This is a genomic window from Treponema primitia ZAS-1, assembly GCF_000297095.1.
In the GTDB taxonomy this organism is placed as follows: Bacteria; Spirochaetota; Spirochaetia; order Treponematales; family Breznakiellaceae; genus Termitinema; species Termitinema primitia_A.
In genome coordinates this window covers 1-22,892 of the sequence record NZ_AEEA01000017.1, presented here as the reverse complement: position 1 = coordinate 22,892, position 22,892 = coordinate 1, and the positions used below count along the sequence as shown (strand labels likewise).

22 protein-coding genes are annotated in these 22,892 nt (G+C 53.5%); 12 read left to right on the top strand and 10 right to left on the bottom strand.

The genetic code is table 11. The features are described 5' to 3' along the window. The first annotated feature begins 51 nt into the window (after positions 1-51). A complete protein-coding gene (locus TPRIMZ1_RS0101645) occupies positions 52-1,785 on the top strand; it encodes a RecQ family ATP-dependent DNA helicase (protein ID WP_010253762.1) in 1,734 nt (577 codons plus the stop codon). On the opposite strand, the gene TPRIMZ1_RS0101640 is transcribed toward TPRIMZ1_RS0101645, so the two are convergent. From TPRIMZ1_RS0101640 to def, 4 genes are read right to left on the bottom strand one after another with little or no spacing between them, the layout of a single operon-like run. Beyond that, entirely contained in the window at positions 1,742-1,969 is a 228-nt protein-coding gene (locus TPRIMZ1_RS0101640; RefSeq protein ID WP_010253760.1) for a hypothetical protein, read from the bottom strand. The genes TPRIMZ1_RS0101645 and TPRIMZ1_RS0101640 overlap by 44 nt on opposite strands. A gap of 48 nt (positions 1,970-2,017) precedes the next feature. Then, the gene (locus tag TPRIMZ1_RS0101635; protein WP_010253758.1) at positions 2,018-3,073 is read right to left on the bottom strand and encodes a PASTA domain-containing protein; all 1,056 of its coding nucleotides are present in this window, start codon (positions 3,071-3,073) and stop codon (positions 2,018-2,020) included. 9 nt (positions 3,074-3,082) lie between these two features. Then, positions 3,083-4,078 carry a methionyl-tRNA formyltransferase gene (gene fmt, locus TPRIMZ1_RS0101630; protein ID WP_010253755.1) on the bottom strand — a complete coding sequence of 332 codons (996 nt, stop codon included), beginning with the start codon at positions 4,076-4,078 and terminating at the stop codon, positions 3,083-3,085. Position 4,079: 1 nt separating this feature from the next. Then, entirely contained in the window at positions 4,080-4,568 is a 489-nt protein-coding gene (gene def, locus TPRIMZ1_RS0101625; protein ID WP_010253754.1) for a peptide deformylase, read from the bottom strand. 94 nt (positions 4,569-4,662) lie between these two features. Here def and rarD point away from each other — a divergent pair, with 94 nt between their 5' ends. Further along, complete coding sequence (gene rarD, locus TPRIMZ1_RS0101620) at positions 4,663-5,535, top strand: EamA family transporter RarD (RefSeq protein ID WP_026043452.1); 873 nt, start codon at positions 4,663-4,665, stop codon at positions 5,533-5,535. On the opposite strand, the gene TPRIMZ1_RS0101615 is transcribed toward rarD, so the two are convergent. Then, positions 5,522-6,886, bottom strand: a complete 1,365-nt coding sequence (locus TPRIMZ1_RS0101615) for an MATE family efflux transporter (protein ID WP_081503602.1) — start codon at positions 6,884-6,886, stop codon at positions 5,522-5,524. The genes rarD and TPRIMZ1_RS0101615 overlap by 14 nt on opposite strands. 96 nt (positions 6,887-6,982) lie before the next feature. Here TPRIMZ1_RS0101615 and TPRIMZ1_RS0101610 point away from each other — a divergent pair, with 96 nt between their 5' ends. The 4 genes from TPRIMZ1_RS0101610 to TPRIMZ1_RS0101595 all read left to right on the top strand — a co-directional run bounded on the left by TPRIMZ1_RS0101610 (position 6,983) and on the right by TPRIMZ1_RS0101595 (position 11,361). Beyond that, positions 6,983-8,110, top strand: coding sequence for a mannose-1-phosphate guanylyltransferase (locus tag TPRIMZ1_RS0101610; protein WP_010253750.1), 1,128 nt, complete (start codon positions 6,983-6,985; stop codon positions 8,108-8,110). Positions 8,111-8,229: 119 nt separating this feature from the next. Continuing rightward, positions 8,230-9,567 carry an acetate kinase gene (locus tag TPRIMZ1_RS0101605; RefSeq protein ID WP_010253749.1) on the top strand — a complete coding sequence of 446 codons (1,338 nt, stop codon included), beginning with the start codon at positions 8,230-8,232 and terminating at the stop codon, positions 9,565-9,567. Between the two features lie 24 nt (positions 9,568-9,591). Then, positions 9,592-10,629 carry a carbohydrate kinase family protein gene (locus tag TPRIMZ1_RS0101600; protein ID WP_010253748.1) on the top strand — a complete coding sequence of 346 codons (1,038 nt, stop codon included), beginning with the start codon at positions 9,592-9,594 and terminating at the stop codon, positions 10,627-10,629. Between the two features lie 150 nt (positions 10,630-10,779). Beyond that, positions 10,780-11,361: an Hsp20/alpha crystallin family protein gene (locus TPRIMZ1_RS0101595; protein WP_010253746.1), complete on the top strand. Its 582-nt coding sequence runs from the start codon at positions 10,780-10,782 to the stop codon at positions 11,359-11,361. A gap of 67 nt (positions 11,362-11,428) precedes the next feature. On the opposite strand, the gene TPRIMZ1_RS0101590 is transcribed toward TPRIMZ1_RS0101595, so the two are convergent. Then, positions 11,429-12,721 (bottom strand): NCS2 family permease, encoded by a 1,293-nt coding sequence (locus TPRIMZ1_RS0101590; protein WP_010253743.1) that lies wholly within the window; start codon positions 12,719-12,721, stop codon positions 11,429-11,431. Positions 12,722-12,787: 66 nt separating this feature from the next. Continuing rightward, positions 12,788-13,540, bottom strand: coding sequence for a hypothetical protein (locus tag TPRIMZ1_RS0101585; protein WP_010253742.1), 753 nt, complete (start codon positions 13,538-13,540; stop codon positions 12,788-12,790). Between the two features lie 47 nt (positions 13,541-13,587). Here TPRIMZ1_RS0101585 and TPRIMZ1_RS0101580 point away from each other — a divergent pair, with 47 nt between their 5' ends. The 6 genes from TPRIMZ1_RS0101580 to fabZ all read left to right on the top strand — a co-directional run bounded on the left by TPRIMZ1_RS0101580 (position 13,588) and on the right by fabZ (position 19,859). Next, positions 13,588-15,285: an AMP-dependent synthetase/ligase gene (locus tag TPRIMZ1_RS0101580; RefSeq protein ID WP_010253741.1), complete on the top strand. Its 1,698-nt coding sequence runs from the start codon at positions 13,588-13,590 to the stop codon at positions 15,283-15,285. Between the two features lie 124 nt (positions 15,286-15,409). After that, entirely contained in the window at positions 15,410-16,426 is a 1,017-nt protein-coding gene (locus TPRIMZ1_RS0101575; protein WP_010253738.1) for a beta-ketoacyl-ACP synthase III, read from the top strand. Next, positions 16,420-17,385 (top strand): ACP S-malonyltransferase, encoded by a 966-nt coding sequence (locus TPRIMZ1_RS0101570; RefSeq protein WP_010253736.1) that lies wholly within the window; start codon positions 16,420-16,422, stop codon positions 17,383-17,385. The genes TPRIMZ1_RS0101575 and TPRIMZ1_RS0101570 overlap by 7 nt, the downstream gene beginning before the upstream one ends. A 16-nt stretch (positions 17,386-17,401) precedes the next feature. Further along, on the top strand, positions 17,402-18,136 hold the full coding sequence (gene fabG, locus TPRIMZ1_RS0101565; RefSeq protein WP_010253734.1) for a 3-oxoacyl-[acyl-carrier-protein] reductase: 735 nt from the start codon (positions 17,402-17,404) through the stop codon (positions 18,134-18,136). Positions 18,137-18,163: 27 nt separating this feature from the next. Continuing rightward, positions 18,164-19,429, top strand: a complete 1,266-nt coding sequence (gene fabF / locus TPRIMZ1_RS0101560) for a beta-ketoacyl-ACP synthase II (RefSeq protein ID WP_010253732.1) — start codon at positions 18,164-18,166, stop codon at positions 19,427-19,429. A gap of 1 nt (position 19,430) precedes the next feature. Beyond that, positions 19,431-19,859, top strand: a complete 429-nt coding sequence (gene fabZ / locus TPRIMZ1_RS0101555; RefSeq protein WP_010253729.1) for a 3-hydroxyacyl-ACP dehydratase FabZ — start codon at positions 19,431-19,433, stop codon at positions 19,857-19,859. A 298-nt stretch (positions 19,860-20,157) separates the two neighbouring features. Here the strand turns inward: fabZ and TPRIMZ1_RS0101550 are convergent, their stop codons facing one another. The 3 genes from TPRIMZ1_RS0101550 to TPRIMZ1_RS0101540 form a co-directional block, all read right to left on the bottom strand. Further along, positions 20,158-21,426, bottom strand: coding sequence for an MFS transporter (locus TPRIMZ1_RS0101550; protein WP_010253727.1), 1,269 nt, complete (start codon positions 21,424-21,426; stop codon positions 20,158-20,160). A gap of 146 nt (positions 21,427-21,572) precedes the next feature. Beyond that, complete coding sequence (locus tag TPRIMZ1_RS18250) at positions 21,573-21,707, bottom strand: DUF3781 domain-containing protein (protein WP_269775807.1); 135 nt, start codon at positions 21,705-21,707, stop codon at positions 21,573-21,575. A gap of 85 nt (positions 21,708-21,792) precedes the next feature. Beyond that, positions 21,793-22,263, bottom strand: a complete 471-nt coding sequence (locus TPRIMZ1_RS0101540) for a MarR family transcriptional regulator (RefSeq protein WP_010253721.1) — start codon at positions 22,261-22,263, stop codon at positions 21,793-21,795. Positions 22,264-22,892 lie beyond the last annotated feature (629 nt).

Genomic DNA, 22,892 nt, shown 5'->3' with positions numbered 1-22,892 from the left:
GACTAAAGCGTTTTTCCCGTTTCCGCCATATATCTGCCGGAGGCGGAAAAAATGAATGAAGATACGGTGACAGAACGTATAACACCCCGGGAAGTAACAGAGGATACCGAAATCCCCGACCCGGTAACCCAGGCGGTAAAGGAGCTCTTCGGACTGTCCTACCTGTTCCCCTACCAGCGGCTGGTTGTGGCGAATATCCTGGAAGCGGCGGAGGCTGCCGGCGCGCCGGTTCATTGGCCGGAGGGCTTACAAGAAAATTGGGCTCATTTTGGAGGAAAACCAGATCCCGATAACGATGCTAAGGACGGCAAAGACAACAGCGGCAGCGATGACATACCTGCTGTGGACGATACAGACCGCGCCGCCATGGGCCGTCAGATAGTAATACTGCCCACCGGCGCCGGGAAGTCTCTCTGTTTCCAGCTCCCCGCCATGCTCTTCGAAGGACCCACCCTGGTGATCTACCCCATCCTCTCTCTTATGGCGGATCAGGAACGGCGTTTACAGGAACGCTCCTTCGCGCCGGTAATTCTCCGAGGCGGCCAGAGCCGGGAGGAACGGGAGGCGATCTGGAACAAGGTAAAAAATCGGGAAAGCCGGTTCATTATTGCCAATCCCGAGGTGCTCCTGACACCAAAGGTGATGGATATGCTTGGAACCCTGGGCATTGTTCATGTGGTTGTTGACGAAGCCCATTGTGTAAGCGAATGGGGAGAGAGTTTCCGGCCAAGCTATCTGCGGATCGCTGAGATTATCCGCGCTTGTCGAGGAGGCGGTGCTGCCGCAGGAAACAACAATGCTGCGGATAACAATCCGGGGCTGCCCCTGGTAACGGCCTTTACCGCCACGGCTTCAACTCCGGTCCTGAACAATATCCAGAAATATATCTTCGGCGGCACAGACGCCCACCGTATCATCGGTAACCCGGACCGGAGTAATATCAGCTATTCTGCCCGGGGCTGTATACTCCGGGACCTGGCGGTGCGGGACCTGCTCGTCAGGCATCAGCGGCCGGCTATTGTGTTCTGCTCATCCCGAAACGGGACGGAAAAGCTGGCCCGGTACCTGCGGAACGAACTGGCGGCGGATTTTTCCTGGGCCCGGGAAATCCGGTTCTACCACGCGGGCTTAAGCCGGGAGGAGAAGACCGATGTGGAACAGTGGTTCTTCAAAAACCCCGAAGCAGTATTACTGGCGACCTGCGCTTATGGGATGGGGGTCGATAAAGCGGATATCCGCACGGTGATACACCGGGACTGTCCGCCCTCGGTGGAAGCCTATTTGCAGGAATCGGGGCGGGCGGGACGGGATGGCCAGCCTTCCCGGGCTATCCTGCTCTGGGGCCCCGACGATACCCTGGCCCTGAAACGGGCGAACAAGGATGCGGACAAAGCGCGGCTGGAAGCACTGTTCCGGTACGGCAGGGATACTGCGGGCTGCCGGCGGGAAACCCTGCTTACCCTGCTCAACTACCAGGGCAGTGGAGACAAGCCCGAATCGGATTGCTGCGATGTATGCAATGGAAATGCGGAGACCGGATTGCGGGAGGAGGAAAGTGTTCTTAGTTTTTTTCGTAAAAACCGCAGAGCCTATACTCAGGAGGAGGCGATCCCCATTCTCTCGAGTACCGAATCAATACGCTGGTCCGAAGAGGATGTAAAAAAAACCATCAGGCGGCTTATCAGCACGGGACAGCTAAAAAAGATTGGTTATTTTCCCTGGAAGAACAAAATCACCAGACCTAATCCTCAAGCCCCAGGCCGTCGTCTTCCCCAGCTTCCGTGACAACTTCAGCTTCCGCCTCCTTCTTAGGCTTTTTGACCTTAGGCTCCTTGGGACGGGCGCTATGGTAGAGCTGGGCCACGGAGGAAACAATGAAGATATAGATGACAATACCGATGGTAACGACTATCACCTGCCAGGAAGTGATGACGCTGAAAATCAGTTCGTTAAGTTCCTTGGAAAACAATTTTCCCCCTGCTTTATATATATCGGCTTTTTAGATCCGATCTACAGATCAGAACTGATCCAAAGAGAGGGGATCAATGGGGAGAGAAATTTCTTCCCGGTACAGCTCGCGGTTGAGCATGGAAAGGATCAGGATGGACTCCGAAGGCAAGCGGTAGGGGACCGTGAATTTGCCCCCCGGGTGGTTCACGGTTATCAAAGGCCGGCGTTCCCCCGAGGGAAGCATGGCCTCCAGACTGACCGACAGAGGATACGGATTTACCGGCAGAGTATAGGAGAAGATGCCAAAGACCTCGCCCTCATTAAGAGCCGCCGGGGAACTTACCACTAGGGAAAGCTCCGTACCGGCTTCAGTCACGGTCTCTGCCGCAGGGGTCTGGCTTAACACCGTTTCCGGTTTCTCGCCGGTCCGGGGGGGCCGCTCTGAAAAGCTAAAACGTATCCCCGATTTCCCGATAAGCTCCAGGGCCTCCCCGATGGAAAGCCCCGTCAGCTCGGGAATCTTGATCATCTCACGTTCCAAACCCCGGCTGATCACCAGTTCCAAGGCTATGGGGCCGGAAATGGTGGTCCCCGGTTCGGGGCTCTGCTGAAGTATGGTCCCTGGAACTTCCGGCGAATACTGGTACATGAAGGGTTCTTTTAACGATAACAGGGGCATGGCGGTCGTAAAAAGGGCTTGGAGATCCATCCTGACCTCATCGATATTGCGGCCCACATAGTTTTCCACATTGTTGATCACCACCCCCTGGCTCACCACAAGCCGAATCCGCCTGCCCGCCTTAACGATGGTCCCCGCCTCGGGGCTTTGCTCCAGAACACGGCCCCGTTCAGAGGCAGCCTGGGAAAACCGGAGCTGAAGCCGGGGATATAGCTCCTTCACCTGGAGTTCCAGGAGCGCATCGGTAAGCTCCATATTCCGGACATCGGGCACCATGGTCTGCTCCGCCCCCCGGACGGCAACAAAAAACACCGCCAGGGCGATAATGCCCACAAAAACGATGAGCCCTATGGCCAAGGAAATAAAAAACCGCAGATGGTTCCCCACATACCCTTCGATAGAGCCAAAATCTATATGAAACTTAAACCGGTCCCGAAAACCCATATTACCCTCTTACACTAACCCGGTGAGCCGGGCTCCGATAAAATCCCTGGCGCCGTTCAAAAAATCCCGCCAAGCCAGGGCTTTCTTAGCCGCGTATTGGAGCCGCCGGACAGCAAAAACCCCGTCTCCCGTTTGTACCAGAATACCCGAGTTCCTGTCTATGCCCAAAACCGTTCCCGGCAGCAGGGGCCCGGCGTTTTCGGCCTGAACCGGCTCCTCAGGAAGCCCCCCCTCAAGGATATAGAGCGGTTCCTCCCCGTGAAAGGTCCGGCAAAGCGGCCAGGGGGTATAGGCCCGGATCTTTGCGTCAATCTCCGCCGCCCCCTGTGACCAGTCGATAAGGCCATCCTCCTTACTGATAACAGAACAGTAGGTGGCCTCATCATTATTTTGACGTCTCCCGGCGGCGCTGTCCAGGGCTAAATCCTGAACTACCGTAAGGAGCAGTTCGGCCCCCTTTTCGGCGGCAATATGGCTTAATGAAAGGGTAGTTTCCCGGCCATTGAGGGGGAATCGTTCCTGGGCCAGGATGTCCCCGGCGTCCATTTCCGGAGCAAGCCGCTGGATGGTTACCCCGGTCTCCCTTTCCCGGCCCAGGATGGCCGCCGGAATAGGAGTTGCCCCCCGGTATTTGGGGAGCAGTGAAGGGTGAACATTGATTCCCCCCAGGGGGAAGAGGCTTAAAAAACGCGGGCCAAAAATGTGCCCATAGGCAAAGCTTACCAACAAGTCCGGCTTCAGGGCGGCAACTGCTTCCCATACCGCTCCATCGGGCTTTTCCGGCTTAAGCTGGACCGGCGGCGGCATGTCGGCAAAATCCCCCGAAAGACGGTCCGCCGCGGCGCCGATGTCGGTGGGTTCCGGATCGCCTCGCCTGCCCCGCTTTGTATCGGGGTTGGTGAGCACCCCCACCAGCCGGAAACGATCGTCCTCCAGGCTCAGCCGGGCCAGGGCTTCCAGGGAAGGTACGGCGATAGCCGGGCTTCCCGCAAAGAGTATCCGCACCCTAGTCCTGCATTTGCCGTTTCTCTAATTTGGCGAGGATTTTATTCCGCCTTGATTCGGGAATCCGGTCGATAAAGAGGGTTCCCTCAAGGTGATCGTATTCGTGCAGGATCACCCGGGCCAAGATTCCATCGGTTTCCATGGTAAAGGGCCGGCCTTTTTCGTTCCACGCCTGGATCTTCACCGTTTCGGGACGGACCACATCGGCCCAGATCCCGGGGAGAGAAAGGCAGCCCTCCTCCAGCTTAACCGTTTCCTGGGAAGTGGCTACGATTGAGGGATTGATAAACACCCGGGGAACATCCCCTTCGATATGGATTACAAAGATCCGCTTCATAAACCCCACCTGGGGACCCGCCAGACCTACGCCCTTGCTTTGATGCATGGTTTCGATCATCTCGCCGGCAATTTTCACGTATTCAGCATTAATAGGGTTGATCGGTTCCGCTTTTTGCCGGAGGAGATCGTCCCCAAGGGTAATTACTTCCATAAATATATATGGTTACGCAAAACATGTTTTTTTTCAAGCCATGGGACCTACATTGCCCCTTGCGGCAGGACTATCCTCCGGCGTATGCTTGATCATGGCTTTGTCATCCATGGCTAAGGGCGTTGTTTGCGCCGTTCTGGCGTATATTCTCTGGGGTATACTGCCCCTCTACTGGAAACTGCTATCCTTCGCCTCTCCCCTGCATATCCTGGCCTTCAGGATCCTCTTCTCCCTATTCTTTGTGGGAATCATCCTGCTCCTGGGGCGGAATAGTTCCTGGATCCGGCTTTTTACCGATCCTAAAAAACGGTCCCTGGCGATCCTCTCCGGACTGGTTATCACCTTTAACTGGGGCCTCTATATCTGGGCGGTTAATACGGGCCACACCATAGAATCATCCCTGGGCTACTATATTAATCCCCTTATTTCCATTCTTCTGGGACTTATCTTCTTTAAGGAAAAGCTGGGACGACTCCAGTGGGTAGCATTTGCTCTGGCATGTCTTGGTGTATTAGTCATAACCCTGCTCTCCGGAACCTTCCCGTGGATTTCCCTATGCCTGGCCCTGTCCTTCGGATTCTACGGACTCCTGAAAAAGAAACTCGCCTCCGGTTCCCTGGAATCCCTGGGTGCAGAAACCCTAGCAGCCGCCCCTATCGGAATAGCGCTTCTTATCTTTCCCCCAAACAACCTGGGGGATCTTACCGGCCTGTCGATTCCGGCCTGGGCAGGGCTGGTCTCCTGCGGGATAATCACCGCCCTCCCCCTCTTCCTCTTCGGCCTTGGGGCAAAGCTCCTACCCCTTTCCACCCTGGGGTTTATTCAATTCATATCCCCTACCTTTCAGTTTTTTCTTGGGATTTTTGTTTTCGGCGAATCCTTTCCTATCCAAAACCTGGCGGCTTTCGGCCTTATTTGGGTCTCAGTAATTCTCTATTCAGTATCACTGCGGATTAAACCACAGTGAGATTCCGTACCCATTTAAAACGGTTAACCACCACCACTGCGACAAAGCACTTTAGTATCTGATCGCACTTAAGACAAAGGAATACGGCCCAGGCCGGAGCATTAAAAACCACCGCGATAATTGCCGAAGGGATGACAACCACAAAAACAAATATGGTGTCATTTTTAAAGACAAAAGAGATATTACCGCCGGATTTAACCAGGCCGAAAAGGGATGTCATCTGATAGGCGGTCCCCATAATAGTAAATGACAATACGGTGATTAATTGCTTCGATCCTATGACCGCCTCGGGAGATATATTGTAAAAGGAGATAAGCGCCCCCTTGGTTAAGAAAACAAATAACCCCGTAATAGCACCTACACAGAGGAAAAATTTCTGCACCCGGTAAGCATAGGGTTTGAGCCCTCCAATCTCCCCTGCGCCGACCATCTTTCCGGTCATGATCCCCACCGCCCCCGCCATACCGGATATCCATACATATACCAGGGTATTCATCATTCCCGCAATGTTAAAGGCAGCGATAGTATCCGCCGTAAACCGGCCGACAATGGCGGTATACGCAAAAGAATTAACAGCCCACACCACATCCCCCGCTACAACAGGTGAGCCATATTTAATTAGGGACGATACTAACTGTTTTTCGAACCTCACCAGGTCTTTAAAGGCCATGCCGATCCGCTTATCTATGGCAAAGACATAGATCAACACGATGATAAACTCCACAATCCTGGATATCAGGGTTGCAATGGCTGCCCCGGTGACCCCAAGGGCAGGAAATCCAAATTTGCCAAAAACAAGGCAGTAGTTAAGACTGACGTTAACACAGAGGGCAGCCAGGGCAACAAACATCCCAAACCGTACCTTTTCAACGCTCCGCAGGGATGCGATTAACACCTGGGAAACCGCAAAAAACACAAAGGAAATTCCGACTATCCTGACATAGGGCAAGGCCGAAGCAAAAACATCGGACCTGATGGTCAATACCCCAATCACAAGCGAGGGGAAGCAGACTGAGAAAACGGTAAACACCACGCCGGCAAAAATACCTGCCCACAAACATATGGTTATTATTGAGCGGATACTCTTTGTGTCCTTTTTCCCCCAGTATTGGGTCGCCAGGATCACCAATGCGGCGCCAATACCACCGACAATAAACTGCAGCAGAGCATGAATCTGGTTCCCGATAAAAACCCCGGAGATAGCCAAGTCCCCGAGGCTTCCAACCATGAGATTATCCGCAAAATTGACGGCAAAGGTTATCAGGTTCTGCAGGGAGATTGGCAGAGCCAGCCTTACAAGGGTTTTGTAGAAATGTTCGGATCCACTATCCGGTTTCATCGTATGTTTCATAGTATTCTACAATATCAGTAATATATATGAATATCCACCGAAACCCACAAGGCAGCTTGTTCCTGCCTGAAAATTGGCGTATAATTTAGAAAATTTATGTTTAACGACTGTATTATCATGGCCGGGGGCTCCGGAACCCGGTTATGGCCTGCCAGTAACTCCAAAACCCCCAAACAGTTCCTTTCCGTCAATAACGGGGGCAGCTTTTTCAATGATGCGGTGGACCGAGCCCTGGCGGTAACAAGCGGGGACGGCCGGGTCATTATTATTGCCGGGAAAACCCATGTCCCCCATATTATCAGGGTTTGCGAAAATTACAGTGCGGGTGATAAAAAACGGCTGGTTTTGATTCCAGAACCCTTGGCAAAAAACACCGCCCCCGCCATAGCCTGTGGGGCCTTCTATGCCGGCGGGGAAAGAGGGGAGGACCGGAATGTGCTGGTCCTAACCAGCGATCACATCATACAACCCCTGGCGGTTTTCCAAGCCGATGCCGCGGCAGCTGCGGCTTTCTCTGCCCAGGGCAACCTGGCGATTTTCGGTATACCCCCCCGGGGACCGGAAACCGGCTACGGCTATATCGAAACCGGAGAGCTGCTTGCCGGGCAGGATCAGGCAACAGCGGTTTACAAGGTCCTGTCTTTCCGGGAAAAACCCAGTCCGGAAAAGGCGGAACAATTTCTAGCCGCGGGAAACTACTACTGGAATTCGGGGATGTTCGGCTTTTCCTCCCGCTTTATCCTGGAGGAATTTCGCCGGAACGCCCCGGACATTTTCAAGGCCTTCGAAAAACTTGCCGCCCCGGGTAAAGATGCCTACACGGTTCAGGGGGGCATACGGGTCCTGGATAAATGGCCCGGCCTGGAAGCGGCCTACCATGCCGCGCCGGGGATCTCCGTGGATTACGCCATCGCGGAAAAGTGCAGCCGAACCGTAATGGCCGCCGCCCGGTTTGAGTGGTTTGACGTGGGCAGCTGGGACGAATACGCCCGGCTTGCATCGGACCCCAGTTCTACCGAAGTGTACACCCAGGATTCATCGGGCTGTTTTGTACACGCCGACTTACCCGTAGCCATCTGCGGGGTGGATGACCTCATCGTGGTGGTCCGATCGGGAAAAGACGGCAGCCCCGGTTCGGTACTTATCTCCAAAAAAGGCGCGACCCAGGGGGTCAAAAATATTGTGGAACAGATTAAGGCCGCAGGCCGGACGGAATTGTTGTAGGAGACCTATTTTAATCGCGATCTTTCAATAAAAAGCTGCATTGCCATCCTGACAAAGCGCCGTCCCCATGCTATAATTCCGTCGAGTTACACAAAAATCAATAATAAGTGAGGTTATACATGGTTATTTTGGTATTGAACTGCGGATCTTCTTCCGCTAAGTATCAGGTCTACGATTGGGAAGCCAAGGATATCCTGGCGGTGGGAAATGTGGAAAAGGTTACCCTGAAGGGTTCCTTTATCTCCCACAAGGCCAAGGGTAAGGAAGAGTACGTGGTGGAGCATGACTGTCCGGACCACACCGAGGCGGTGAACCTGATCATCAAGCTCCTGACCGACAAGGAACACGGGGTAATCACCGATATGGGGATTATCAAGGCCGTGGGCCACCGGGTGGTTCACGGGGGCGATAAGTTTATCAAATCGGTCATTGTGGATGATAATGTGATGAAGACCCTGGATGAAGTTAAGGACCTGGGCCCCCTGCACAACCCTGCCAATATCATGGGGATTCAGGCGGCCAAGAAGGTGCTCCCCAATGTACCCCACTGCGCTATCATGGATACCGCTTGGCACCAGACCATGCCCCCTGAATCCTACCTTTACGCGGTACCCTACGATTGGTACGAGAAATACTCGGTGCGCCGCTACGGCTTCCACGGAACCAGCTTCCTCTACACCGCAAAACGGGCGGCGGTGCTCCTGGGCAAGGACCCCTACAAGACCAACCTGATCATCTGTCACCTGGGGAACGGCGCCTCGGTGAACGCCGTTAAGGACGGCTGCTCCTTCGATACATCCATGGGAATGACCCCCCTGGAGGGGCTCATCATGGGAACCCGGTCCGGTGATGCGGACCCTGCCCTGCCCTTCTATGTGATGCGGAAAGCCGGCCTGAGCGCCGCGGAAATGGAAAGCGCCCTGAACAAGAAGTCCGGACTCCTGGGCATTACCGGCCAGTATGTGGATCGCCGGGACATCCAGAAGGCAACCCTGGCGGGTGATGCACGGGCAAAGCTTGCCCAGGACATGGAAGCCCAGCGGGTAAAGAAGTACATCGGCGCCTACCAAGCCACCCTTGGCCGGGTGGACGCCCTGGTCTTTACCGCCGGGGTTGGCGAATTTGCCTTCTTCATCCGGAAGAAAATCCTGGAAGGCCTTGAGGGTATCGGCATTGTCTACGATCCCAAGAAGAACGACCTTGCCTGTACCCGGAATACCGAAACCCTGATCTCCAAGCCGGAATCGAAGATACCGGTCTACATCATCCCCACCGACGAAGAACTGGTGATGACCGAAGACGCCTACGCCCTGATGGCGGGGACCTACGATGTGCATACCAAATTCACCTATTCCTTCCAAAGCAAGGACTATGTAAACAAGGGCCGCGCCGAAGGATTGAAGGAAGAGCTGAAGAAGAAGCCGGACCTGCAGTCGGTTATCGCAGTCCCGAAGTAAGGTCGAAAGATACCGCAGAATAATATGGATGAAGCGGAAATTGAATTACTCTGCATAGGGAATGCCCTGGTTGATGTGTTTGCTCCTTCAACGGTGAAGGAGCTTGATTCCTTAGGAATAACAGAACCGGTCCAGCATGTGGCTCCGGAGAAAATCCAGGAAATACTCCTAGCTTTCCCCGGGGCTTTTTCATCCGCCGGAGGCGGGTCAGCCAATACCGCAAAGGTCGCCGCGGGACTGGGTGTTTCTACAATATTTGTAGGTTCCGTTGGGGATGACCGTCTTGGACAGTTCTACGAAACGGAGCTCGTCGCAGCGGGAACCGCTTTCCGTTTATTTCGGTCGGTACTCCCCACGGGGATCTGCGTTATGTTCCAACTCCCGGGCGGAAAAACCAGGATAGCCGCCTCCCCTGGCGCGGCCCTGGAGCTAAAGCGGGAACATATTGATGACGAGCTAATCCGAAAAACAAAGGTAGTAGTCCTGGACGGCTTTATTCTTCACAGGGAAGATCTAACCCGATATATCCTGGACAGGGCAAACCAATACGGCACCGTGGTCGCCCTGGACGTGGGTTCCGCCGAAATTGCGGAGGAACGGGCCGCAGAGATTATCCGCTATAGCCGGGAATACCCGCTGATCCTCTTTATGAACGAAGCCGAAACCCGGGCTTTTTATACCGGGGGCGCTGCCAAAAACAATGCGGCGGATGAAGAGGACGATACCGGAAACAACCGGGAAATTCACCGGATATACCGGTTCTTACGGAAACTGACCACGGACGAGCTTTTTCCCATCATTGTAGTAAAGCAGGGTTCCCGGGGCTCCACGGTATTCGCCGGGGGCGCCGTCCACCGGAATGCCATACCCGCCATTATCCCCAAGGACAGTACCGGCGCCGGGGACGCCTTCTGTGCCGCTTTCCTCGCCGCCTGGCTCCGGGGCAAGTCGCTGGCGGAATGTTCAGGCCTGGGAAACCGGATAGCCCGGGAAACTCTGCGCGTAAACGGCGCCAATATTGACCGTAAAAAACTCGCCCACATCGCAAAAACCCGCCTTTAACCTAGATTTTTGTGAAGAATAGAATTATATTATAGGAAGAAAACAAAGTATCCTTAATGACCGCTCGTATGAGGGTCGAATCGGCTGGGCTTAATGCCGGCACAACGCGCCATGACGGCGTATACACACCGAGGTGTGAAAGGAGCCTGTATGAAAGGCAACAGATCCTACATGGACATGGGGACGATCTTCGACGAGATCTTCGAAGCCGCCCAAAACTTCACCGATGAATTCCAACGGAATTTCAATCCCCTGGGGGGCGATACGGTTAGGGGCGGCGACCCTTTACGGGGCGAGGGCTGCGGCCGCCGGGGCCCCTTTGCCAAGGGAAGTTTCGATGAGCACGTCGATTATTATCCCAACTATTCCTACCCCCCAATGAATGTCTACATGACCGCCGACCGCAGCATGATATTTGAATTTGCCCTTGCAGGATTCGACGAAAAGGACATCAGCCTCTCCTTCCAGGGGGATTACATGGTGTTCTCCGCAAGGGTCAACGACGATTCCGGCTTTGACCTGTCCCAGGAAGAAAATTTCCGCTACTTCAAACGCCGCCTTAAAATGAAGGACATCGAAAAACAGAAATACTACGTCCCCCTGGATAAATACGCCCAGGAGCAGGTAAAAGCGGTCTACAAAAACGGCATACTCCGCGTCTCCATCCCCCCAAAGGACGAACCGGACCAGAATGACGGAATTAAGATTGAAATAATTAAAGAGGGAAACTAAGAAATTAGGAGTGAGAAATGAGGAAAAGCCCTCCGGCCGTTCCTCACTCTTCCTTCCTAATTTCTCCTTAAATAAAGAACCGTAATATAAATATCACAAACAGAACCCAGGTTACGGGGGTGATTTCCTTGTACTTGCCCGTGGCCGTTTTGAGAAGCACATAGGAAAGAAGTCCGTAGACTATTCCTTCGGCGATGCTGTAGGCAAAGGGCATCATGATAATGGTTATAAACGCCGGGATACCCTCGGTGGGGTCCGAAAAGTTAATATCCGTTACGGATCGCATCATGAGATAACCGACCAGAATCAACGCCGGGGCGGTGGCGGCGCCGGGGACGAGCAGAAATATGGGAGAAAGGAAAAGCGCCAGCAGAAACAGTACCGCGGTGGTCAGGGAGGTAAGTCCCGTACGACCGCCGGCGGCCACACCGGCACTGCTTTCCACATAGCTGGTTACCGTGGAGGTTCCCAGGGCGGCGCCGGCAACGGTGCCAATGGCGTCCGAAAGAAGGGCCTGCTTAACCTTTGGGATATTACCGTTCTTATCGATAAGCCCCGCCTGGGTGGTCACCCCAACCAGGGTTCCCACGGTGTCAAAAATGTCCACGAACAGGAAGGTGAAAAACACCGTAAAGAACTTCAGGGTCGCCACGGAGGCAAAATCAAACTTGAAAAACAACGGAGCTGCGGGGAGACTGAACGGAGAAAAATTATTTGGTATGGCGGTAACCCCCATGGGGATCCCTATAACAGTGGTAATCAGGATACCTAAGAGAATGGACCCCGGAACTTTTCTGGCATAGAGGATGACGGTAATCACCAGACCGATAAGGGCCAATAGGGCGCTTCCGGAACTGATCTTTCCCAAGCCGATTACCGTACCGCTGTCGTTCACCACCACCCCGGCATTAGCAAGGCCGATAAGGGCAATGAAGAGACCGATACCTACGGCCACCGCTCTTTTCAGGTTAACCGGAATAGCCTTAATAATCAGTTCCCGTACATTAACCAGGGACAGCAGGATAAAGAGGATGCCCTCCAGGAAAACCGCGGTAAGGGCGATCTGCCAGGAATACCCCATACCAAAAACTACCGTATAGGTAAAGAAGGCGTTAAGTCCCATGCCCGGGGCCAGGGCAATCGGCAGGTTTGCCAAAAAGGCCATCGCCAGGGTAGCGATAGCCGAAGCGAGCACCGTGGCGGTAAAGACCGCTCCGGGGGTCATTCCGCCGCCTATACTGCCCAGCATGCTGGGATTAACCACTAAAATATAGGCCATGGTAAGAAAGGTGGTAAGCCCCGCCACAATCTCCCGGTTTACCGTGGTTCCGTGAGTCTTTAGCTTAAAAAAATTTTCCATAATTCACTCCCTTTTCTCTAGGATAATGCGGATGGAATTATAATAATCAAGAAACCGGGGGAAGGTCTACCGGTCCTGGCGCCAGACAACTTCGTATTCCAGCGGATTTTCCAGAACCAGAAGATCCACCAGGGGTATGTCAAAACGGGCCAAGGTCCTGCTAAAGGAACCGCCCTTAACGGAACTTACCGTGCCGGGGAAACCGATGGAGGCGGTAATGCGGGCGGCGGCAATCTCATCCGCCAGGGCTTTACCATAAAACGAACCTACCAAATCCAGGTATTCCACCCGGGAAAGGGGCTCCCCGGTTGCCGCCGGGGCCATAAGCGCCGAAAGGTAGTCCCGGACATCCTCGGAAATCATGGCCAGCAGCAGGGGGGCGGTACTCCGGTCCATGGCGATTAAAAGCCGGCTATCCCCCGGGGAAGCCATGGGTATATAGGTGATAAACCGTTTTCCCCCCGCCGTTTCGGCCCCGGAGATGGCGGGCAGGGCGAGAAACCGGTCTATCTGGGAGATACGGATGTTCCCGGCTATGCTGGAGGGACTCCGGTTTACCAGATTAACCGACTCAATACCCGGCGCGGCGGCCATGGACCGGGCTATGGCCGGACCGTCGATGACCGGAGCATCCCGGGCTGCGGGTCCGGTCCCCCCAAGGGCCGCCAAGGAGCGGATAAGCGCCGTCATCCGGTCTTCCAGACTTATCTCCAAGGAAAGCTCCGCCGATCCGTCTCTGCGGAGATTGCCGTCGATCCGGCCGGAACAACTTATCATGCAGAGAAGTATAAGAACGTAGAAATGAATAGCTTTTTTCACAAATATACCTCTATAATATATATAATCATTTTTTGTGGGAGAAACAAATGGGTAATAACACACCCTGGGCTTATTTGGATGCATATCGGGGAACGGTTTTTAAGGGGACCTGGCCTACCATGCCGGAGGCTTTCAGAATTACGGTTTCCCTGTATGGGGAGCGGCCCTGTTTCACTATTTACGAGCCGGACCGGATCAGCCTGAGCTATAACGAGGCCCTAAAAACCATTGAGGCCATATCCCGGTGGCTGTACAGCCGGGGGATACGCAGGGGGGATCGCATCGCCCTGACGGGGAAGAATTCCCCCGAGTGGGCCGTGGCGTTTATCGCCATCCATTTTGCCGGCGCCGTGGTGATCCCCATCGACCATCAGGTCAGGCAGGAAGAGACAGAACTCCTCATTAAAACAGCCAAGGCCCGCATCCTCTTTGTGGACGAGGAAAAGTACGAACGCTGCGCAGCAAACCTGAAAGACAGCCTGACCGAAATAGTATCCCTTCGAAAAGGGGTGGGCACCTACCTATACGACCTGGATGGACCGGTCAATCCAAAGTCCGCGGCTGAGCTCCCCGGCGAAAACGATCTGGCGGCCATACTCTTTACCTCCGGAACCATGGGAAAGCCCAAGGGGGTCATGCTGAGCCATGCCAACCTTCTATCGGACAGCTACCTTGCCCGGGCCCACATCGACCTTATCCCGGAGGATATTTTTTACGCCCTCCTCCCCATCCACCACGCCTACAGTATGACCGTCTTCATCGTGGTCATGACGGTGGGGGCGGAACTGGTATTCGGCAAAAAGATGGTCACCAAGTTCATCCTCAAGGACCTGAAGCAGGCCCAAATCACCCTGTTCCTGGGGGTGCCCATGCTTTTCAACAAGCTCCTGGCGGGGATTATCCGGGGTATAAAGGCAAAGGGTCCCCTGGTCTATGGGATCCTGTCGATACTCCTGGCCGTATCGGGGTTTATCAAAAAGACCTTCAAGGTGAATCCCGGGAAAAAGATGTTCCGCTTCATCCTGGATCAGGCTTCCCTGACATCGGTAAAGACCTGCATCTGCGGCGGCGGCCCACTGGCGCCCAGTGTATTTCGGAAATTCAACCAGTTGGGGATCAACTTTATCCAGGGTTACGGTCTGACAGAAACATCCCCCATCATCACCCTCAACCCGGTGGATCATTACAAGGAAACCAGCGTGGGCAAGGTGATACCCATGGTGGATATGCGGATACTCCGCCCGGATAACCGGGGTGTGGGGGAGGTCATCCTCAAAGGCCCGGTGGTCATGCAGGGTTACTACGAGCTGCCCAAGGAAACAGAAGCGGCCTTTACCCCCGACGGCTACCTCAAAACCGGTGACCTGGGCTACCTGGACGACGAGGACTATCTCTACCTTACCGGCCGGGCGAAAAACCTCATCGTCACCGATGGGGGTAAGAACGTCTACCCCGAAGAAATCGAAAACGAATTCCAGCTCTACGAAGAAATCGATCAGATCCTGATCCGGGGCTTTACGGCGGATAAAAAGCTAAAAACCGAAGGCATAGAAGCTCTGATCTTCCCCAGCCCGGATTATTTCAATGCCGGACAATCGAAGGAGCAGATCCGCACTGAAATGGAACGAATCATCTCCGAAGTGAACCGCCGGCTCCTCCCCTACCAGAAGATAGAACGGCTGAATATTCTGGACGAGCCCATGGAGATGACCACCACAAAGAAGATTAAGCGCGATACGGTGTAAGCCCAATTCCCTGCAACTATTTATTCTCCCCCGGGTCTAAAAATTAAACTTGACATTTTTCTCTAAAATGTTATTATATTAATCATGACAAAAAAGCAAATTTTGTCATGGAAGGGCAGAACGTATGGCATTCGAGATAATCGCAACCGGAAAAGCTATTCCGCCAAACAGGGTTAGCAACGACGAGTTAGCGCAGCGGATTGACACAAATGATGAGTGGATCCGTTCCCATTCCGGGATCGGGGCCCGGCATATTGCGGATGAAAGCATTGCGAGCAGCGATTTAGCCCTGGAAGCAGCCCAGCAGGTCCTGTCTATGGCGGTGGAAAAGACCGGGGAGACGGCGGAGGAGCTTATCCTCAGCCTGGATCTGATCATTATAGCGACCGTAACCCCGGATTATTACGGAACCCCCTCCACAGCCTGCCTTGTCCAGGCCAAATTAGGGGCGAAAAACGCTGCAGCCCTGGATATTACCGCTGGATGTTCCGGTTTTATCTACGGATTAGAATTCGCCGCGGGCTATTTGAGCCTAAACCCCGCCCGGAAGCGGGCTCTGGTGATCGGTTCCGAGATTTTGACCCGGGTAACCAACTGGGAGGACCGCAGTACCTGCGTACTCTTCGGCGACGGTTCCGGGGCGGTTCTGGTTGAACAAACCGGGGCCGATGCGGGCAAGCGGGGGCTCCTCAGGACCATCCTGGGGGCGGATGGTACCGGGGCGGAAAGCATCATCAACCGCCGGGGCGGGTCCCGGCAGCCCTTTAAAAAGGGCGAAACCGTGGAGTTCCCCTCGGTTCTCGAGATGGACGGCAGGGCGGTATATAACTTCGCCGTAAAGGCGGTAACCGGTACCATCGAAAAGCTCCTCGCCGAGCAGGGTATCACCGTTGATCAGGTGGACCGCATCGTGCCCCACCAGGCCAATGCCCGGATCGTCCAGGCCGCAGGAAAGCGCTTAGGCATACCGGATGAAAAGTTCTTTCTCAATATTGAAGAATACGCCAATACATCGTCGGCATCGATCCCCATCGCCCTGGATGAACTCAACCGGGACGGAAAAATCAAGAAGGGGGATCTGATAATGACCATCGGTTTTGGCGCCGGATTAACCTTTGGAGGGAATCTGATAGTATGGTAACCAATAAAACTAAAGCGGCATTTCTTTTCCCCGGTCAGGGCGCCCAGTATCCTGGTATGGCCCTGGATTTTCTTGCCCTGTCTAAGGCGGCGGCGGTACTCTTTGCCCTGGCTTCCGAGGCCATGGGCAGGGATATGGAAGCGCTGCTCCGGGATTCGGACGCCGAATTCCTCAAGCGCTCCGACATAGCCCAGCCCACGGTCACCCTGGCAAACCTCTGCGCCGCAGCATTTCTGAAGGACCGGGACCTGAAGCCGGTCTGCGTTGCCGGGCACAGCCTTGGCGAATACGCCGCCCTTGTCTCCGCTGGGGTTATCAGCCCCGCGGATTGCCTGAAACTAGTGGTTGCCCGCGGTAAGGCTATGCAGGAAACGGTGGAACATATCGCCAAGCAGAGCGGTGGCGGCGCGGATAGCGCCCCAGGCATGGCGGCGGTTATCGGTCTGGCCCCGGATCAGGTGGAGACCCTGGTTAAATCTTCGGGCATTGCGGATCTCTACGCAGCTAACATCAACTCCCCCCGACAGGTGGTGGTGGCCGGAACCGCAAAAGCTTTGACAGCGGCGGAGGCAAAGTTTAAGGAAGCGGGGGCCAAGCGGGTCCTGCGGCTTCAAGTTGCCGGTCCCTTCCACTCCCCCCTCATGGCGGAAGCGGCGGATCGCTTCGGCCCGGTACTGGAATCGATCACCTTTAAGGACCCGGTGATTCCCCTGTTTTCCAACGTGTCCGGCAAGGAAGTACGCTCCGGCGCGGAAGCCCAGGACTTGGCCTTAAAGCAGATCACCTCCCCGGTGCGGTGGATCGCCGAAGAACACGCCATCGCCGCCCTGGGCATAGAAATAGCTCTGGAAACCGGCCCGGGAAAAGTCCTGCAGGGGCTTTGGAAGGATTCGGGCGCCGAATTGCCGGGCTTCCCGGCAGGGAAGGTTGAAGAAATTACAGCTCTGTTTAATAATTAGGACCCAAGGAGATTTTATGAGACTGGAAGGAAAGAAGGCGTTGGTAACCGGGGCGTCCCGGGGCATTGGCAGGGCTATTACGGATCGTTTCCTGGAAGAAGGGGCGGAAGTTTGGGGCCTGGGAACCAAGGAACCCGCGGATTTGCAGGAACGGATCTCCAAGTCCGGCGGCAAACTCCACTGGATCAGCGCCGATTTAGGGAAAGTCCAGGAAGTGGAAGCCCTTATCGATGGGGAAGTGAAAAAGGCCGGCGGCTTCGACATCCTGGTGAATAACGCCGGGATCACCAAGGACAATCTTTCCTTCAGGATGAGCCTGGAGGATTTCCAGAAAGTGCTGGACGTAAATCTTACCGCCACCTTTATTATAGCCCGCACCGTAGGGCGGGACATGATACGTCGCCGCAGCGGTTCTATCATCAATATGTCCAGCGTGGTGGGAATCCACGGCAACGGCGGCCAGGCAAACTACGCCGCCAGCAAGGCCGGGGTAATCGGCATTACCAAGAGCCTGGCACAGGAAACGGCGAGCCGCGGCGTGCGGGTCAACGCCATAGCCCCCGGGTTTATCGCATCGGACATGACCAACGCAATCCCTGAGGAAGCCAAGGGAAAGATGACTGAACACATCCCCCTTAAACGGATTGGTCAGCCCTCGGACATTGCGGAAGCAGCGCTGTTCCTTGCTTCCGACGGAGCGGCATACATAACCGGACAGGTAATCGCCGTTGACGGCGGAATGTTTATATAGTAAATATGTGCTAGTGGAGGAGTTTTGATGAAAACTAAGGTTGTTGTAACCGGTATGGGCGTGATTTCTCCCATCGGAAATACGGTGGAAGAATTTAAGCAATCCCTTATAGCGGGAAAAAGCGGCATCGGGAAGATCACCCAATTTGACACTACCAGTTTTGATGTAACCATCGCAGGGGAGGTTAAGGATTTTGATCCCTCCCAATGGATCGATAAAAAAGATTACCGGAAGATGGCGCGGTTCACCCAGTTTGCGGTGGCCGCTGCGGCCCAGGCGCTTGGGCAGGCGGATCTTTTGGAAGACGCTGGGGAAGGCCGGCGGCGGATCAAGGGTGACCCTAACAAAGCCGGGGTAGTCCTAGGAAATGGTATAGGCGGTTTCGATGTCGTCACCGAATCCTTCCGGAAACTTTTTGACAACGGCCCCAAGCGCATGCTGCCATTAACCGTACCCCTGATGATTAACAATGAAGCTGCGGGGAATGTTTCCATGGTTTTCGGTCTGCGCGGTCCCGCCTACACCCAAGTTACCGCCTGCGCTTCCGGCGCCGACGCCCTGGGCCAGGCCCTGGACTTGATCCGCTCCGGCCGCTGTGATGTGGTCGTTTCCGGCGGTACCGAAGCCTGTATCACCGCCTTTGCCATTGGCGGTTTCCAGATGCTCAAGGCGCTGTCTACCAAACGCTGCGACACCCCGGAAAAAGCCTGCCGCCCCTTCGACGCGGATCGTGACGGCTTCATCCTGGGAGAAGGAGCAGGAATACTGGTGCTGGAGACGGAGGAACACGCCAAGGCCCGGGGCGCCGCTATCCTGGCGGAATTCGCCGGCTACGGCGGGAGCGCCGACGCCTACCACATCACCGCCCCGGATCCCTCCGGTGAGGGCGGCGGCACAGCCATGAAGTACGCCCTGGCGGACGCCGGCTTAAAGCCCGAAGAGGTGCAGTATTACAACGCCCACGGCACTGCCACGGAGATCAACGACGCTACGGAAACAAAGATGCTCAAATACGCCTTTGGAGATCACGCCTATAAGCTGAAGGTATCCAGCACCAAGAGCATGACCGGCCACTGTGTCGCCGGCGGCGGCGGCATGGAAGCCATAGCCTGCATCCTCGCCATCCGGGAAGGATTTTTCCCCCCCACGATCAACCTGGAAAACCCCGACCCCGTCTGCGACCTGGACTATGTCCCCAACAAGGTCCAGTACGGCACGGTGAATGCCGCCGCCTCGGGCAACCTCGGGTTCGGCGGCCACAACGGCGTAGTGGTATTCAGGAAGTACAACTAATATGAGTGAAATTGAAGAGCTGCTGCCCCATCGCGTACCCTTCCTCTTTGTGGATAAGATCGATACGGCGGACAAAGAAAAAATCGTTGCCCGCCATGTATTTACGGAAAAGGAATTTTTCTTTGCCGGACATTTTCCCGAATACCCCGTGGTACCGGGTGTAATCCTGGTTGAAACCATGGCCCAATCCGGCGGCGCGGGCCTCCGTAAGCTGGGCATAATGCCCGGGAACGCCCTGTTTTTCCTGGCCACGGTAGATAAGGTAAAGTTCCGCCGCCAAGTACGGCCTGGAGATGAGGTCCGCTCAGAAATAGTAAACCTGCGGGTTTCGCCGAAGATGATAAAGCAGTCGGGAAAGGCCTATGTGGGGGATGAATTGGCTGCGGAGGCGGAGTGGATGTGCCTGGTTAGTTCGGGAAATACACCGTAATTCTATCTGTTTTTGTGAGCAATATCTTGTTTTAGTACTTATCGCATATACGGGCGGGGGAGGGGCATTGCAGGCGCTCACGTGCATGTAGAATCCACCTCCGGAGCCCGGTAGGTCTCCTACGGCGGGGAATTCCATATACGTTCGGCCCGCAATGCCCCTCCCCCGCCCGCCTTTGTCATATGTACGAAAAGAAAGCTTTTCGCACAACCCTTGTTAGGGTGTGTTTCCCGATTAGGATTGCATAATGAAATGTTTTCGATGTTCGGGAAGCAGTTGGACCGGTATGATATATTTGTTATTGTGTTTGTTGTTCTATTAGACGGTCAATTCCATAAAAAACACGGCGGGTAAAAACCCCAATTCCTATCATGAGCAACCCGGAAGCATAAAACGGGAGATAGGCGCTGTTTCCTATCTTTTCAAAAACAATGCCGTACATGAACTGGCCAAGAGGAATTGTACACATACATAAACATATAACGCATGAAATGACTTTTCCGGTTAACCCTTTAGGCGTTAAAATTTGTAGGTTTGTTATTACCTGAATTTGAAGTAAGGTTGATAAGGCCGTCAACAGGCCGCCGCCAATTACCAGGATGATGTAGATTTCCATTGACCCTTTCAGGGTTTGCAGAGCAATTCCCCCCATAAGCACGGACAATGCGCAGCCAATCAAGATAACCGGGCTTGCCCTGGATTTCAGTTTTGTTGACAGTATTCCTGCGAGCAGGCCTCCCGATATAGCGCCGGCAGCTACTACGCCCTGGGCGTATCCGTATAAGCGATTGGCGGCATTTGGGGCGAATCCCAAATGCCGGGTAATTAAAACGGGGAATCCTATTAAAATCAACGGAGTTAAAAATAAATTTATAGAAGCGTATATTAAGGACACTTTCCATAGGACTGGCCGCTCCTTAAACATAAAGACAAAACTTTCTTTAAGGTCATTGAAGCCCGTAACAAATATGTTTCCTGTGGGTTTCCTTTTTTCAAAGGGAATATTGATGAAAATTTCCATTACCGCGGATGCGAAAAAACAGCCGACGCTTACATACAGGATAGGCGCTAATCCGACAAGGGAGAACAAAATACCCCCAAGCACCGCCCCAACCATACTGCCCAGGGAGCTAATCAGATTTATTACCGAATTCCCCTGCATTATATGTTCCGCCGCTACCAGGGCAGGTACGCTTGCCTGAACCGCCGGCTGGTAAGCGCCCTGGATGCCGTATAAAATAATCATGGTAACTGCCATAAGCGGCACAATATCTATTTTCTCCGACAACACATAAAACAGGAAAATGAGGATCGCGGTGCTGAAATCCAGAATCACCATGATGTTCCTCTTGTTAAGGCGGTCAGCAATGATTCCCCCTATGGGGAACAATAAAAGCATGGGGATAAAAGATACTGCCAGGATTGTCCCAAATAAAACAGACGAACCTGTTTTATTGAGTAAGTAAAGCGGCAGGGCAAACCGTACTATCTGATTTCCAAATATGGAAATTATCTGGCCTATGGCGACAAGTATGAAATCTCTTTGGAATATCGTTTTTTTATGCATGATTAATGGTTAAATCTCCCCTGAAAAGGCGGTATTTTTGTTTCCTTGGAAACATATTAAACTTATCATTATTTTGTTTCCTTGTCAACATATTTTTTCAGGAAATTTCCAAAAAAATGCAGCCTATTCGGGGTAGTTTGCGATAATTACACTTTATGCGCTGTGATTATGGTGTTGCTATTCACGTTGATGGTCAACACATAGCCATCGCCATGGACATACCAATTTTTACCCTTTTGGATAATAGATTTGGTATCGCGCTGTCTACTGCCTGCTTGCACCAAGCAACTACATCATCAGTATCCAGACCGAGGTTCCTCTTGATACGTACAATGCCCATTTCCGTAGTATGCAATTTATGTATATCTATTTTAGACATATATCATCCAGTTTTTTTATTTCCGCATCCAAATGCCGGCTATACTTTTCCACGAAGCCCAACATACTGTCAAATTGTTTCTCGCTTACCTGCTCAAACACCGCTTTATCCCGCTCTTGAAACTCTTTGTGCAGTTCTTCATGGACCTTATTAATTACTTTCCCTTGCTTAGTAAGCCTAAAATAAATTTCTTTCTTATTATCCGGCTTCTGATAACTTTCGATAATACCTTTTTCCATGAGCTTCTTCGTTAGTTTAGTTATGGCGCCGCGGGTCATATAAAAAGACTCCGCAAGTTTTGTAACGTTGGAATCCCCATTCCTTCCAATATATTCGACACAATGTACTTCAGAAGACTTATACCCCTTAAGACTACTTTCCATCCTAGCCTTATTAAGCCAAACCATCTTATTAAACAAGTCCCTAAAAGCCCGTATAACCTGTTCTTCTTTATTCATACCCTGGAAACCCAACCCCTGCGAACAGGAACACGATAACAGGTCCTTCCTGTAACACAGATCTGTTCCTGACTTATCGCATATACGGGCGGGGGAGGGGCATTGCAGGCGCTCACGTGCATGTAGAGTCTGCCTACGGAGCCCAGTAGGTCTCCTCCGGCAGGGAATTCCATATACGTTCGACCTGTAATGCCCCTCCCCCGCCCGCCTTTGTCACATGTACGAAAAAAAAGCTTTTCGCACAACCTTTGTTAGGGTGTATTTCCCGGATGGGATCGCATGATTTTGTTTCAGCTTTTTCCCCAACCGTTTTTACACAGCATTTCACCGACCTGCGCGTCAAATGATATTTAGCAGCCGTGAACCAGCCCCGGTTATACAACATTTCCTAACCATACTTGGCATCGTGGAAACACAACCCCTGCAAACAAGAATATGATAACAGGTCCTTCCCGTACTGCCGATAAAGGCGGGAGAGGGAGGATGTGTGTCTGGCCGCATGTATTAGGAAGATTCCCCCATCATGCAAACCCAACCCCTGCGAACAGGAATACGATGACAGGTCCTTCCCGTACTGCCGATAAAGGCGGGAGGGGGAGGGGCATCCCGGGCCGAATGCATATGGAATT

What these genes read in the sequence shown, in the direction of transcription:
- TPRIMZ1_RS0101645 (WP_010253762.1), top strand. Translation starts at nt 52, where the DNA reads ATGAATGAAGATACGGTGACAGAACGTATAACACCCCGGGAAGTAACA.
- TPRIMZ1_RS0101635 (WP_010253758.1), bottom strand. Translation starts at nt 3,073, where the DNA reads ATGGGTTTTCGGGACCGGTTTAAGTTTCATATAGATTTTGGCTCTATC.
- def (WP_010253754.1), bottom strand. Translation starts at nt 4,568, where the DNA reads ATGGAAGTAATTACCCTTGGGGACGATCTCCTCCGGCAAAAAGCGGAA.
- rarD (WP_026043452.1), top strand. Translation starts at nt 4,663, where the DNA reads ATGGCTTTGTCATCCATGGCTAAGGGCGTTGTTTGCGCCGTTCTGGCG.
- TPRIMZ1_RS0101615 (WP_081503602.1), bottom strand. Translation starts at nt 6,886, where the DNA reads ATGAAACATACGATGAAACCGGATAGTGGATCCGAACATTTCTACAAA.
- TPRIMZ1_RS0101610 (WP_010253750.1), top strand. Translation starts at nt 6,983, where the DNA reads ATGTTTAACGACTGTATTATCATGGCCGGGGGCTCCGGAACCCGGTTA.
- TPRIMZ1_RS0101605 (WP_010253749.1), top strand. Translation starts at nt 8,230, where the DNA reads ATGGTTATTTTGGTATTGAACTGCGGATCTTCTTCCGCTAAGTATCAG.
- TPRIMZ1_RS0101600 (WP_010253748.1), top strand. Translation starts at nt 9,592, where the DNA reads ATGGATGAAGCGGAAATTGAATTACTCTGCATAGGGAATGCCCTGGTT.
- TPRIMZ1_RS0101595 (WP_010253746.1), top strand. Translation starts at nt 10,780, where the DNA reads ATGAAAGGCAACAGATCCTACATGGACATGGGGACGATCTTCGACGAG.
- TPRIMZ1_RS0101590 (WP_010253743.1), bottom strand. Translation starts at nt 12,721, where the DNA reads ATGGAAAATTTTTTTAAGCTAAAGACTCACGGAACCACGGTAAACCGG.
- TPRIMZ1_RS0101580 (WP_010253741.1), top strand. Translation starts at nt 13,588, where the DNA reads ATGGGTAATAACACACCCTGGGCTTATTTGGATGCATATCGGGGAACG.
- TPRIMZ1_RS0101575 (WP_010253738.1), top strand. Translation starts at nt 15,410, where the DNA reads ATGGCATTCGAGATAATCGCAACCGGAAAAGCTATTCCGCCAAACAGG.
- TPRIMZ1_RS0101570 (WP_010253736.1), top strand. Translation starts at nt 16,420, where the DNA reads ATGGTAACCAATAAAACTAAAGCGGCATTTCTTTTCCCCGGTCAGGGC.
- fabG (WP_010253734.1), top strand. Translation starts at nt 17,402, where the DNA reads ATGAGACTGGAAGGAAAGAAGGCGTTGGTAACCGGGGCGTCCCGGGGC.
- fabF (WP_010253732.1), top strand. Translation starts at nt 18,164, where the DNA reads ATGAAAACTAAGGTTGTTGTAACCGGTATGGGCGTGATTTCTCCCATC.
- fabZ (WP_010253729.1), top strand. Translation starts at nt 19,431, where the DNA reads ATGAGTGAAATTGAAGAGCTGCTGCCCCATCGCGTACCCTTCCTCTTT.
- TPRIMZ1_RS0101550 (WP_010253727.1), bottom strand. Translation starts at nt 21,426, where the DNA reads ATGCATAAAAAAACGATATTCCAAAGAGATTTCATACTTGTCGCCATA.
- TPRIMZ1_RS0101540 (WP_010253721.1), bottom strand. Translation starts at nt 22,263, where the DNA reads ATGAATAAAGAAGAACAGGTTATACGGGCTTTTAGGGACTTGTTTAAT.